This is a genomic window from Phascolarctobacterium succinatutens CAG:287, assembly GCF_000434895.1.
GTDB lineage: Bacteria > Bacillota > Negativicutes > Acidaminococcales > Acidaminococcaceae > Phascolarctobacterium_A > Phascolarctobacterium_A succinatutens_A.
The window spans coordinates 1-13595 of sequence record NZ_FR892788.1 but is presented as its reverse complement, the minus strand read 5'-3'; the positions used below and the strand labels follow the sequence as shown (position 1 = coordinate 13595).

At 48.0% G+C, this 13595-nt stretch carries 13 protein-coding genes; 11 read left to right on the top strand and 2 right to left on the bottom strand.

Annotated elements, in window-relative coordinates; all coding sequences use genetic code 11:
• Positions 1-25: 25 nt before the first annotated feature.
• From BN587_RS04830 to glmS, 11 genes are all read left to right on the top strand, one after another.
• Positions 26-538 carry a cob(I)yrinic acid a,c-diamide adenosyltransferase gene (locus BN587_RS04830; protein WP_021720018.1) on the top strand — a complete coding sequence of 171 codons (513 nt, stop codon included), beginning with the start codon at positions 26-28 and terminating at the stop codon, positions 536-538.
• 236 nt (positions 539-774) lie between these two features.
• A complete protein-coding gene (locus BN587_RS04825) occupies positions 775-2169 on the top strand; it encodes an alanine/glycine:cation symporter family protein (RefSeq protein WP_021720017.1) in 1395 nt (464 codons plus the stop codon).
• Positions 2170-2293: 124 nt separating this feature from the next.
• Positions 2294-2743, top strand: a complete 450-nt coding sequence (lspA, locus tag BN587_RS04820) for a signal peptidase II (RefSeq protein ID WP_021720016.1) — start codon at positions 2294-2296, stop codon at positions 2741-2743.
• Complete coding sequence (locus BN587_RS04815) at positions 2701-3645, top strand: RluA family pseudouridine synthase (protein WP_021720015.1); 945 nt, start codon at positions 2701-2703, stop codon at positions 3643-3645. Before lspA ends, BN587_RS04815 begins: the two co-directional genes overlap by 43 nt.
• 69 nt (positions 3646-3714) lie before the next feature.
• Entirely contained in the window at positions 3715-4266 is a 552-nt protein-coding gene (gene pyrR / locus BN587_RS04810) for a bifunctional pyr operon transcriptional regulator/uracil phosphoribosyltransferase PyrR (protein WP_021720014.1), read from the top strand.
• Positions 4267-4303: 37 nt separating this feature from the next.
• Positions 4304-4942 carry a lactate utilization protein gene (locus BN587_RS04805; protein WP_021720013.1) on the top strand — a complete coding sequence of 213 codons (639 nt, stop codon included), beginning with the start codon at positions 4304-4306 and terminating at the stop codon, positions 4940-4942.
• 65 nt (positions 4943-5007) lie between these two features.
• Complete coding sequence (locus tag BN587_RS04800; RefSeq protein ID WP_021720012.1) at positions 5008-6231, top strand: phosphopentomutase; 1224 nt, start codon at positions 5008-5010, stop codon at positions 6229-6231.
• A 14-nt stretch (positions 6232-6245) separates the two neighbouring features.
• Entirely contained in the window at positions 6246-7046 is an 801-nt protein-coding gene (udp, locus tag BN587_RS04795; RefSeq protein WP_021720011.1) for a uridine phosphorylase, read from the top strand.
• A 16-nt stretch (positions 7047-7062) separates the two neighbouring features.
• Positions 7063-7647 (top strand): hypothetical protein, encoded by a 585-nt coding sequence (locus BN587_RS04790; RefSeq protein ID WP_021720010.1) that lies wholly within the window; start codon positions 7063-7065, stop codon positions 7645-7647.
• A gap of 117 nt (positions 7648-7764) precedes the next feature.
• Positions 7765-8781 (top strand): UDP-glucose 4-epimerase GalE, encoded by a 1017-nt coding sequence (gene galE / locus BN587_RS04785; RefSeq protein WP_021720009.1) that lies wholly within the window; start codon positions 7765-7767, stop codon positions 8779-8781.
• Between the two features lie 41 nt (positions 8782-8822).
• A complete protein-coding gene (gene glmS / locus BN587_RS04780) occupies positions 8823-10661 on the top strand; it encodes a glutamine--fructose-6-phosphate transaminase (isomerizing) (RefSeq protein WP_021720008.1) in 1839 nt (612 codons plus the stop codon).
• A gap of 189 nt (positions 10662-10850) precedes the next feature.
• Here the strand turns inward: glmS and ilvA are convergent, their stop codons facing one another.
• Positions 10851-12068 (bottom strand): threonine ammonia-lyase, encoded by a 1218-nt coding sequence (gene ilvA, locus BN587_RS04775; RefSeq protein ID WP_021720007.1) that lies wholly within the window; start codon positions 12066-12068, stop codon positions 10851-10853.
• 102 nt (positions 12069-12170) lie between these two features.
• A complete protein-coding gene (locus BN587_RS04770) occupies positions 12171-13487 on the bottom strand; it encodes an ATP-binding protein (protein ID WP_021720006.1) in 1317 nt (438 codons plus the stop codon).
• Positions 13488-13595: the final 108 nt, after the last annotated feature.

The following is a 13595-nucleotide window of genomic DNA, read 5'->3' as shown; positions in this document are numbered from 1 at the left end:
CTCTCACGGAAAGGATGGTGCAGAAATGAAGAAAGCTGCTGTTTATACCAGAACCGGTGACAAAGGAACTACCGGTTTGTACACAGGAGAACGTGTTCCCAAGCAAAGCCTGCGTGTAGAAGCCTATGGTACTGTGGATGAAATTTCCTCGGCATTAGGTTTGGCACGTGCTCAGGTTACGCGTGAGGACGTACGCGAAACCATTTTCAATGTACAAAAGCTGCTCATGTCTGTGATGGCTGATATTGCCAGCCTCAACCTGCCCGAACCTTACATCAAAGAAGAACACGTTAAGCTGTTTGAAGATACAATCGACAAGTTTGATTCTCTGCTGCAGCCGCTGGGCCATTTCATTATCCCCGGAGATACTGTAGGCGCTGCCGCACTGGACATCGCACGCACTACTACCCGTCGTGCCGAGCGCTGCCTGCTGCGTCTGGCTGAAAACGAACCGGTTAACCCTAATGTTCTTGTTTGTCTGAACCGTTTGTCTGATTTGTGCTTTATCCTGGCGCGTGTAGAATGCGAAGTAAAATAAGCATTGCTGATTAAGGAATAGAAGCCTCTGCCTGTGGCCCTTGGCCGCAGACGGAGGCTTTTTGCTTTGTATGCAGTGATTTGTCACACTATTCCCTGCCACTAAGAAGAATACGTGTATACAATCGCGTGAAGTATTGTACACTATATATTGATGTGCTACAATACTATACATGGGCTTCGGGAAAAAGCCTTAAATTGTAAACGTGTTTTAAGTTTTTACTGGGGGAATTTTTTATGTTGGAGATTTTGAATTCTATTGATGGCTTCATTTGGGGCCCGCCTTTGATGATTTTGCTTATTGGCACAGGCATTTTAATGAGCGTCCGTCTTGGCCTGCTTCAGGTTATGAAGCTGCCTAAAGCCTTGCAGCTGATTTTTACCGCCCGCAGCAAGGGCGAAGGTGATGTAAGCAGCTTTCAGGCTTTGTGCACTGCTTTGGCTGCAACTGTCGGCACCGGTAATATCGTTGGTGTAGCAACGGCAATTAAGCTCGGTGGTCCCGGTGCTCTGCTGTGGATGTGGTTGGCTGCTTTCTTCGGTATGGCAACCAAATATTCCGAAGGCGTACTGGCTGTTAAGTATCGTACCTATGATGAAAACGGCAATGCCTCCGGCGGTCCGATGTACTACATTGAACAGGGCTTAGGCAAAAAATTCAAGCCGTTGGCTGTAATGTTCTCTATCTTCGGTGTTATGACTGCCTGCCTGGGCAGCGGTACCTTTACTCAGGTAAATGCAATCACCTCTATTGTTAATGTATCCTTCGGTGTTTCCGAATATGTTGTAGCAGCAGTTCTGACTGTTCTTGTAGCTGTTGTTATTATCGGCGGTCTGCAATCCATTGCTAAGGTAGCAAGTAAGATTGTTCCTTTCATGGCTGCTGTTTATGTTATCGCAACCGTTTCCGTGCTGGTATTTTATGCTGATGCTCTGCCGGCTGCAATTAAGCTGGTTATCGACGGTGCTTTCAACGGTACTGCGGCAGCAGGCGGCTTTGCCGGTGCCGGAATTATGCTGGCAATGCGCAGCGGTATCGCGCGCGGCATTTATTCCAATGAATCCGGTCTGGGCTCTGCTCCTATCGTAGCAGCTGCAGCAAAAACCAAATGGCCTGCAGAACAGGGCCTTGTTTCTATGACCGGTACCTTTATCGATACCATCATCATCTGCACCATGACCGGCCTGTCCATTATCGTCAGCGGTGCTTGGTCCGGTGACCTGAACGGTGCCGCTCTGACTGAGGCTGCTTTTGCTTCTGCTTTCCCGGCTGTTGCCAAGTATGTCCTGACCGGTGGTCTGGTACTCTTCGCTTTCACCACTATTATCGGCTGGAGCTATTACGGCGAGCGTTGCGCAGAATATCTCTTCGGCGTAAAATGCATCATGCCTTACCGTATCGGTTACATCATTCTGGTAGGTCTGGGCGTATTCCTGAAGCTGGAAATGATTTGGATTATTGCCGATATCGTTAACGGTCTGATGGCTATTCCTAACCTGATTGCTCTGCTGGGCCTGAGTGGTGTGGTTGTGGCAGAAACCAAGCTGTACTTCGAGCATTGGGAAAAGGTTCACAGCCGTCGCAAACAGCTTGCTGAGATTCGTGAAGATCTGGCAACTGAAAATAATTAATTAGTATTTACGAAAGCCATTGCGGAAATATGCAATGGCTTTTTTTCATTAAGTTTTTGTGTCATCTGTATTTTTATGTCTTTAGTGTGTTATAATATACATATCAAGATAATAGGAGAATAAAATGGTTTATGGTTTGTTAGCTTTGCTGGTGGTTCTGCTGGACCAGGCAACAAAGTATTATGTGGTAACACATTTTGCGTTAGGGGAGAGCGTGCCGGTGATTAATAATGTATTTCACTGGACGTTTATACTGAATCGTGGTGCCGCCTTCGGCATGCTGGAGGGCAGCCGCTGGCTGTTCGTACTGATTGCGGTTGCCGTAATCGGCGGTGTTTGGTTTATGCGCCGGGAGATTGCCAAAAGCGGCGTAATGGCCTGCTGGGGAACAGCGCTTTTTGCCGGCGGTGCTTTGGGTAATCTTATTGACCGCACTGCACGCGGTGTAGTAATTGACTTTTTTGATTTTCGTATCTGGCCGATATTTAATGTGGCAGATATCGCAATTTGCGTAGGAGTAGGTTTGATTATATGGAGCATATTAAAAACGGAGCTGCTGAGCAGCAACGATTAATTATAACTGAACAGGAGGCCGGACAGCGTGCCGATGTAGGCTTGGCGGCAATGCTGGAGCTTACTCGCTCTAATATGCAGAAGCTGCTGGAGGAGGGCCGTGCGGTGCGCGGCAGCAAGGTGCTGAAATCCAACTACAAGCTGCGTCTGGGTGACGAAATTGATGTCACTTTGCCTGAGCCGCAGCCTCTGGATGTACAGCCGGAAAATATTCCTCTGGATATTATTTATGAGGATGAGGATGTTGTTGTTGTCAACAAAGCGCGCGGGATGGTAGTCCACCCGGCGGCCGGCAATTTAAACGGAACGCTGGTCAATGCGCTTTTGTATCACTGCAAAAACTTATCCGGTATCAACGGCGTTATCCGCCCGGGTATCGTGCACCGTCTGGATAAGGATACCAGCGGTATTATGATTTGTGCCAAAAATGATGCGGCGCATCTTTCCCTGTCGCAGCAGATACAGGCTAAAACCGCTCAGCGTACCTACCTTGCTGTAGTACGCGGCAACATAAAGACAGACAGCGGCGTGATTGAAACGCTTATCGCCCGTGATAAAAATGACCGTAAAAAGATGGCTGTTGTCCAAGAAGGCGGACGCAACGCTGTGACAGAATACGAGGTACTGGAGCGCTTTGGCAAATATACCATTGTGCGCTGCCGCCTGCGAACGGGACGTACGCACCAAATTCGCGTACACATGGAGTATCTGGGCTATCCTTTGGTAGGTGACCCGAAATATTCTCCGATGAAAACTCCCTTCAGCATTCAGGGACAGGCGTTGCATTCGCAGACACTGGAATTTACCCACCCGCGTACGGGAGAACGCTTGAGCTTTGAAGCTCCGTTGCCGGAGGATATGCATAAGATTGTTACCCGCCTGCGCCTGGGACAGTTTAATTAGTTGAGCTCTGCCTTAGGGCAGTCTTGATAGCAGGTTAAAAAGCCTGAATAAAAATAAGAGGTGAGCCAAATGAGCAATTTTGTTAAAAAGAATGTTATTATGGATGCAGAGGCTATGCGCCGTGCAATTGTCCGTATTTCTCATGAAATTATCGAAAGAAATAAAGGCGTAGACAATGTTGTCATTGTCGGTATCCGTACCCGCGGTGTACCTATTGCGGAACGTCTGGCAGCAGCAATTAAAGATATAGAGAATGTTGAGCTGCCGGTAGGAATGCTGGATATCACTCTTTATCGTGATGACCTGTCTACTCTTGCATATAATCCGATTGTACACGGTACAGAAATTGACCTGGATCTGAACGGCAAAACCGTAATTCTTGTTGATGATGTGCTGTACACCGGTCGTACTATCCGCGCTGCTCTTGATGCGGTTATGGATATGGGCCGTCCGAAGGCTATTCAGTTGGCAGTACTTATTGACCGCGGACATCGCGAGCTGCCAATCCGTGCTGACTTTGCCGGCAAAAATGTTCCTACCTCCCATAAGGAAGCTATCAATGTATACCTGGCAGAGGAAGACGGCATTGATGAAGTAGCAATCGGTGATATCGAAGAATAATCAACAGTAGCTTGTTAATGGAACAGGAGGAGATTCTATGCAGCAGGCTGAAATGTTGCGCAATGAGGCTGTGGGCGCAACTTTGGTAAAAAAATTGAAGCTGCGTGGCTTTGATGCTTATTATTGTGCTGATAAGCAGGCCGCGCTTAAGCAGGCATTGGCGCTGATTCCGCAGCAGGATGTTGTTTCCTGGGGCGGTTCTGTAACGATTGATGAAATTGGCCTTTTGGACGCAGTTAAAGAGCGCAATAAGGTTATCGACAGAGCTGTAGCAGCAACGCCGGAAGAAAAAACAGAATTGATGCGTCAGGCACTTTTGTGTGATACATATTTAATGAGCAGCAATGCCATCAGCAACGACGGTCAGCTGGTAAATATTGACGGCAACGGTAACCGTTGTGCCGCTTTGATTTTCGGACCGAAGCAGGTGCTGGTTATTGCCGGTCTGAATAAAGTTACAGGCTCCTTGGAGGCTGCCATGGACAGAGCGCGCAATGTAGCTGCGCCGATAAATGCCAAAAGGTTTGCCGGTCTGCAAACACCTTGTTATAAAGCCGGCCTTTGCGGTGATTGCCTTTCCGCGGACTGCATCTGCTCGCAGATTGTTATAACGCGTACCAGTCGTAATAAGGGACGCATTAAAGTCATTTTAGTCGGTGAAAGCTTAGGGTTCTGATTCAAGGGGAGTTGTTTAGCGTAGGTGTTAGCAGCTCCCTTTTGCATAAGAAAGCAGGTGAAAAAATGGCTCGTACTATTATTCTGTTGTTGGATTCCTTTGGTATTGGTTACGCCCATGATGCTGATGCTTATGGCGACAAGGGCGCAGATACTTTAGGGCATATTTGTGATTGGCTGGCAAAAAATCCGCGTCACGCAGGCGAAGCGCCGAAGCCGCTGCATTTGCCGCATCTGGCTGAGCACGGACTGCAGGCAGCTGCCGAGCTGAGCCGCGGCGAAGCGTTGCCGGCAGGCTTGGGCGCCGAGCATACAATCGGTGCTTATACCTATGCGCAGGAGGTCAGCCGCGGCAAGGATACGCTGAGCGGACATTGGGAAATCAGCGGTGTGCCGGTTAAATTTGACTGGGGCTATTTCCCTGATGTGCCGAAATGCTTTCCGCAGGAGCTGGTAGACGCAATTATCAGCCAAGGCAATTTGCCGGGCGTGCTGGGCGAATGTCATGCCAGCGGTACCGAAATCATCAAGGAGCTGGGCGAGGAGCATGTAAGAAGCGGCAAGCCGATTATTTATACCTCCGCCGACAGCGTGCTGCAGATAGCGGCGCACGAGGAAGCCTTTGGTCTGGAGCGCTTGTATGATTTGTGCAAGCTGGCTTTTAAGCTGGTGCAGCCGTATAATATTGCCCGGGTAATAGCGCGTCCGTTCGTCGGCACCTGTGCTACGGATTTTACCCGCACAACCAACCGTCACGATTACGCAGTACCGGCACCGCAGCCGACATTGCTTGATAAAATGGTTGCAGCCGGCGGCAGCGTTTACTCCGTAGGCAAGATTGCCGATATTTTTGCGCATCGCGGTATTACAAAGCATTATGCGGCAGGCGGCCTGGATAAGCTGATAGATGCAACGAAGCAGGCTGTAGCCGATGCTCCAGATAATACCATTGTTTTTACTAATTTTGTTGACTTTGATTCCTCCTACGGACATCGCCGTGACATTCAGGGGTATGGTGAGGCACTGGAATATTTCGACAGCAGACTGCCGGAAATTACCGCTCTGCTGCATCAGGACGATTTGCTGCTGATGACGGCGGACCACGGCAATGACCCTAGCTGGAGCGGCACGGACCATACGCGCGAAAAAATTCCCGTACTCTTTTCGGGAGCAGGCATTGAATGTAAGCAGCTTAAGCCTATGCAGACCTTTGCCGATATAGGACAGACGATTGCCGATTATATGAAAATAGAACCAACCCTTACCGGAACTAAAGCGGACTTGTTTTGAAAGAGGTGGACAATATGAGCAAACATTACGCAGCACCTGAGGAGATTTTATACCATGTAGGTTTTTCGGCACAGCAGCTGCAGGGCGCAACTGTTGCCGTGCTTCCCGGTGACCCCGGACGTGTAGAGCCTTTAGCGAAGGCCTTGGGCAGTGATGCAAGCTTTATTGCCAGCCATCGCGAATATACCAGCTGGCTGACTAAAATCAGCGATACTCCGGTACTTGTCTGCTCTACGGGTATGGGCGGTCCTTCCGTAGCAATTTGTCTGGAAGAGCTGGCGCGTATGGGCATCAAAAAGCTCATCCGCTTCGGTACGACGGGAACAATTCAGGAAAAGGTTAATCTCGGTGATATTATTATTGATAAGGCTGCCGTTCGCCTTGACGGCACCTCGCAGCATTATGCGCCGTTGGAGTTCCCGGCAGTTGCCAGCTTTGAGGTTACAACCGCACTGGTACTGGCAGCCAAGAACGCCGGTGCTCCCTATCATTTGGGCATTGCAGCCTCCAGCGACACTTTTTGGCCGGGGCAGGAGCGTTACGACAGCTTCACCGGCTATGTACCGCGCCGGTTCCGCGGGACGATGCAGGAATGGCAGGCGTTGGGCGTGCTGAACTATGAAATGGAAACCTCCGCTTTGTTCGTGACCTCGCAGGCGTTAGGCTTAGAGGCCGGCGCTGTCTGCGGCGTTGTAGTTAAGCGCACGCAAAGCGAAAGCGTGGCGCCACCCGACGTTTATCAGCGTGCCTTCGGCTATATGGTGCAGGTGACACGCGGAGCTGCCGAGCTGCTGCTGGCGGAGGCAGCTGAGTAAGAGGCAGGTGATTCTTATGAAAAATATTAAATGGCTGCTGCAGGTCTGCTTTTTGGCAGTATTTGCGTTCTTGTTTACAGCTGTTTTGCCGCAGACGGCGCGGGCAGATTTTGCGGAGCGTCCTGTGGGCTTTGTGGTAATCGACCAGGATGGCGGTGTGGACGGCGCTGTTTATAAGGAGTGGCGGCAGATGGTCAAGCTGGGCTATCGCTTTCCAGATTATCAAATCATAGATGGCGGCGAGGCACAGAAGCTGGTGAGCCAGGCTGTGCGTGATGGTGTGAAGCTGGATGCAGCATCTTTAGCCGCTTTGGCGGAAAAAAGCAAAATGGATGTGCTGGTTGTTGCACGCATCTATGAAATGGATGAAAGCCTCGTCAGCGGCTGGGGATTCCGCTTTGATCACGATACCTATGTGCGTGTTGTAGCGGATGCAGACCTTTTTGTATATAAAAAGGATGGCAATAAGCTGCTGAAGAAACGCGTGCGTGAAAGCGGGCTGCGTGAAATGGGTAATTATGAAAAGCCGGCGGAAACAATAAAATGGCAGCTTTCTAAGCTGGTAAATACTATGGAAAATAAGCCGATTATCGGCAGTTAAACAGAAATTATGAAAAAACAGTTAGCTTGTTCACCTTAGTTTAAGGCGAAAGGTTGTAAAATAATACTGTAGGCAGAAATTAATAGCTGCCTGATGCGAAAAAATTGAGGTGAAAAAATGCATATTTTAGTCACAGGCGGAGCTGGTTACATCGGCTCGCATACTGTCATTGAACTGCTTAAAGCTGGTCACAGTGTTGTAGTAGTAGATAATCTTGTTAATTCCAGCAGGCTGGCACTGCAGCGTGTAGAAAAAATCACTGGTCAGCAAATCCCTTTTTATGAAACTGATATCAGGGATCGTGCCGGCCTGCAAAAAGTTTTTGATGAGCATAGCTTTGACTGCTGTATTCATTTCGCCGGTTTGAAAGCAGTGGGCGAATCGGTACAGAAGCCATTGGAGTATTATGAGAACAATATTTCCGGTACTCTGGTACTGCTGGACGTAATGCGTAAAGCAGGCTGTAAGAATATTATTTTCAGCTCTTCGGCTACTGTTTACGGTAATCCTGCTGTAGTGCCTATTCCGGAAACCTGTCCTAAAGGGCAGTGCACTAATCCTTATGGCCAGACAAAGTCGATGCTGGAGCAAATACTTTGTGATATGTATGTAGCTGATCAGGAGTGGAATGTGGTTCTGCTGCGTTACTTTAACCCTATCGGTGCGCACAGCTCCGGTCTGATTGGCGAAAATCCCAATGGCATTCCCAATAACCTGATGCCGTATATTACTCAGGTAGCTGTTGGCAAGCTGGAGCGCCTGCATGTTTTTGGTAATGATTATCCCACTCCTGATGGTACTGGCGTGCGTGACTTTATTCATGTAGTGGATTTGGCTAAAGGTCATGTGAAAGCTTTGCAGGCAATAGATGACAAATGCGGCGTAGAGGTGTATAATCTTGGTACAGGTATTGGCTATTCAGTGCTGGATTTAGTCAAAGCATTTGAAAAGGCTACTGGAATTAAGATACCTTATGTAATTGACCAACGTCGTGCAGGGGATATTGCCACCTGCTATTCAGATCCGTCAAAGGCGTGGGAAAAGCTTGGCTGGAAGGCAGAGCTGGGTATTGAGGACATGTGCCGCGATTCCTGGAACTGGCAGAAGAACAACCCTAATGGCTTTGAAGCATAAGGCAAAAAGAAAAAAATAGTAGAAAAAGAGGAAAAGTATTTATGTGTGGTATTGTTGGATTTTGTGGAAATAAGCAGGCAGCGCCTATTCTGTTAGATGGTCTGTCTAAGCTTGAATATCGTGGTTACGATTCTGCCGGCCTCGCAGTGCGCGATGGCAGTGCACAGGTGCAGATTGTTAAGGCTAAGGGCCGTCTGAAGGAGCTTTATGCCAAAACTAATGGCGGACAAAGCCTCATTGGTACCTGTGGTATCGGTCATACCAGATGGGCAACCCATGGCGAGCCTTCTGAAACTAATGCGCATCCGCATGCCAGTGCAGATGGCAATGTAGTTGCTGTCCACAACGGTATTATCGAAAACTATCAGGAGCTGAAGGAAAAGCTGCTGCACAATGGCTATACCTTCTATTCTCAGACTGATACCGAGGTTGCCGTTAAGCTGATTGACTACTACTATAAAAAATATGAGCATACTCCGACTGATGCTCTGAGCCATGCTATGATCCGTATGCGCGGCTCCTATGCTTTGGCAGTAATGTTCAAGGAATATCCCGGCGAAATTTATGTTGCCCGCAAGGACAGCCCGATGATTATCGGCGTGCAGGACGGCGAATGCTATGTTGCCAGCGACGTTCCTGCTATTTTGAAATACACCCGCAAGGTATATTACATCGGCAATCTGGAAATGGCTCGTCTGGCTAACGGCGAGGTTACCTTCTACAACGTTGATGAAGAAGTAATCGAAAAACCGTTGACCGAAATCAAATGGGATGCCGAAGCTGCCGAAAAAGCAGGCTTTGAGCATTTCATGATGAAGGAAATCCACGAGCAGCCCAAGGCAGTACGCGATACTCTGAATTCCGTACTGGTTGACGGCAAGCTGGATATGAGCGCTGTCGGCCTCAGCGACGAGGATATCAAAAAGATTGACCAGATCTGCATAGTTGCCTGCGGCAGTGCTTACCATGTAGGTGTGGCAGCGCAATATGTAATTGAGGATCTGGCACAGATTCCGGTTCGTACTGAGCTGGCTTCCGAGTTCAGATACCGCAAACCGCTGCTGAGCAAGAACGAGCTGGTTATCATTGTCAGCCAGTCCGGCGAAACTGCCGACAGCTTGGCAGCTCTGCGTCTGGCTAAAGAAAAGGGCATCAAAACTCTTGGCATCGTCAACGTAGTAGGCAGCTCTATTGCCCGCGAAGCTGATAATGTTTTCTATACTCTGGCAGGCCCGGAAATTGCCGTTGCAACTACCAAGGCTTACAGCACTCAGCTGATTGCTGCTTACTGCCTGGCAATTCAGTTTGCTATGGTTCGCGGCACTATTGACGAAGCTAAATATCTGGAGCTGATTCAGGAAATGGCACAGCTGCCGGATAAAATTCAAAAGATTATTGAGGATAAGGAACGTATCCAATGGTTTGCAGCTAAACAGGTAAACGCTAAAGATATCTTCTTTATCGGCCGTGGTCTGGATTACGCTGTTAGCCTTGAAGGCAGCCTGAAGATGAAGGAAATTTCCTACATCCACAGTGAGGCTTATGCTGCCGGCGAATTGAAGCATGGTACTATCAGCCTGATTGAGGACGGTACTCTTGTTATTGGTGTACTGACTCAAAGCGAGCTTTATGAAAAGACTGTCAGCAACATGGTTGAGTGCCGCAGTCGTGGCGCTTATTTGATGGGCCTGACTACTTATGGCAATTATAATATTGAAGATACAGCTGATTTCACAGTGTATATTCCTAAGACCGACGAGCATTTCATGACCAGTCTGGCAGTTATTCCGCTGCAGCTTATGGGTTATTATGTGAGTGTTTCCAAAGGATTAGACGTAGATAAGCCGAGAAACTTGGCTAAGAGCGTAACCGTAGAATAGTAAGAGCGGGCATAACGCACCGTATGCTTAACGAACCTTTCTAAAAGTACGCGTTCGTCAGGTTCGCATCGCCTCCGGTACATTCTCCCAACTATTGAGAAACAGAAGAATATAACGTCTAAAAATCGCAAACTCTGCAAAAAAAACCACAGCTTACATTTTATGTAGGCTGTGGTAATTTTTTTGTTGTTAATGCTGTGCTGCGGTTTGGTCGCTGACCAGCTTGAAGCCTGCTGCCGTCAGCTTGTCTTCGATTTCTTTGATTTGTGCGGCATCACGTGTTTCCAGCTCCAGTTTGAGGAAGCAGCCGGTGATGGCCATGTTGGCATCGCTGCGGTTGTGGTGTACGCCGACAACGTTGGCACCGCATTGACTGATAATCTCGCTGACTTTGAGCAGCTGGCCCGGACGGTCCTCCAGCATAATAACAAGGTTGACTCTGCGGCCACTGGTAACTTGACCGCGGGTGATAACACGCGAAAGAATATTAACGTCGATGTTACCGCCGGATACAACGCAGACGGTTTTCTTGCCCTTAATCGGCAGCTTATCGAACAGCGCTGCTGCTACCGGAGTTGCGCCTGCACCTTCGGCAATCAGCTTCTGTTTTTCAATCAGGGTTAAGATTGCGGTTGCGATTTCGTCCTCGCTGACGGTAACGATATCGTCAACATATTTGCTGATGAGCTCGTAGGTGTTTTCACCAGGAGTTTTTACAGCAATGCCGTCGGCAAAGGTGCTGACGTGCTCCAGAGTTTCGTATTTATGGTCATGGAAGGCGTTGTACATGCTGGCTGCGCCTGCTGCCTGTACGCCGTAAACCTTAACCTCCGGACGCAGGCTTTTGATAGCGAAGGCTACGCCGCTGATAAGGCCGCCGCCGCCAATCGGTACGATTACTGCTTCTACATCCGGCAGCTGGTCCAAAATTTCCAGACCGATGCTGCCCTGGCCGGCAATAACAAGTTCATCATCGTATGGATGGATAAAGGTCATGCCTGTTTCTTCCTGCAGCTGTACGGCGCGGTCATGTGCTTCGTCGTAGGCACCGGGAACAAGCTCCACCTGTGCGCCGAGGCGCTTAGTGTTCTCTACCTTCATAATCGGTGCGCCGTCCGGCATGCAGATGACGCTTTTGATGCCCATGCTGGTTGCAGCCAGTGCTACGCCCTGCGCGTGGTTGCCGGCGCTGCAGGCGATAACGCCCTTGCTTGCTTCTTCGGGTGTTAGCTGGCTGATTTTGTAGTAGGCACCGCGTACCTTGAAGCTGCCTGTTACCTGCAGGTTTTCTGTTTTCAGATACAAGTTGTTGCCTTCGCTTAAATGCGGAGCAGCTATTAAATCTGTTTTACGTGCTACGCTTTTAAGGATGAAGGCTGCATGATAAATTTTGTCTAATGAGAGCATTTTGTTACCTTCTTTTCTTTCCCTTAATAAAAATACAAAAATAGACTGTGCAAAAGCTACAATCTATTTTAGTATAAGCACTTTTAGTTTTTGCGTCAAGGGTTAACTTTCTAAGTGCGTGTTTGCCAGCATCAGCTGCAGCTTGAAGCTTTGGTTGTCAAAGCTTATATTATTACTGCCTGCGTATTTTTCGCAAATCATCCTGATGTTTTCCAGTCCGGTGCCAGGTTCCTTGTAGTCGCGCTTGGCGGAATAAAACTGGTCATTATAACGCACGATGTTACCGCTGAAGGAATTAACAACTTCTATCAACAGTGTAGAGGCTCTTTCTCTGATTTTCACATTAATATAGCAGTTGCTGCGCTGGGCTACGTCGTCTTTGGTAACTGCGGTAAAAGCGTTTTCCAAAGCATTGCCTAAAATAATGGCCAGATCAATATCGTTGATTTTGATCTTGCTGAAGCTGATATCCACGGCAAAGGGGATGCCTTTTTCCTGTGCCTGCATCTGCCAGTAGCCGATAAGGCCGTCGATGGGTTCGTTGCCATAAAGCTTTACTGTTTGCAGCGTTTCGGTATATTTAAGGATAGCACGCAGATGCTGACCAAGCTTATCAAACTGTTTTTCTTCATAAAGCTGGTTGAGCATAACCGCGAGATGCTTTTGGTCATGGCGCAGGCGGCGTGATTTCTGCCAGGTTTCGATAACAAAATCGTAGTAAGGCTTTTCGTTACGACGCAGTTCTTCCAGTGAGCTGAGCTTGACGGACATCATCTTGTTATCAATTTTTTCCTTCAGCAGCTCCATCATCATGCAAACAAAGAAGAAGAGCGGCATGATGCACAGAAAGCGGGCAAAGAAAAGATTCCAGGTGCGTGGCTCGGAAAAATTGCGGATGATTACCAGGGCAACGAAGTTAAAAGCTAAAATATAGTTGGAATAGTTGATAATCTTATTGTATTTAGTGTTGCGAAAGAGTTGCTTAAATTTTTTTACAGTAAAGTAGAACCAGGAAAAATAAGCTGATTGTTCAAGCAGGAGCACGAAGGTGGCGGTGGCATAGTAGTAGCCGGGAGTGGGCGAGAAGCGTTCGGCGAGCATAGCCAGTGTCTGCAGTACAATTTCAAAATTGCCAGAGAGCAGGATGCAAAAAAGCTGTTTACTTTTATTACCTTTTACGATGGCAAAGTAGTAGAATATGTAGAGCAGGTAAACTCCATATAATGACGGCAGCTTATCGAAATTGCGTCCGGTAAAGATGAAAATGCCCCATTCTATGAGAATAATAGCAAAAAAGCCGCATATTGCTGTTTTTTTGGATAAGCGCAGGTCTTCCAAAAAGGGATAGTAGCATAGATAAGAGCTGGGAGCAACGCGCAGGATAATATAGATAAGGATAATCAAATCTTGAATCTGCATATAACATCATTCCTTAAAAATAATATAGAAAAAGCTTCTTTAAGATAATTAAAGCAAATGTAAACTAAAATTAAAGTAAATTTTTTGGTAGATTGTATAATCAACTTG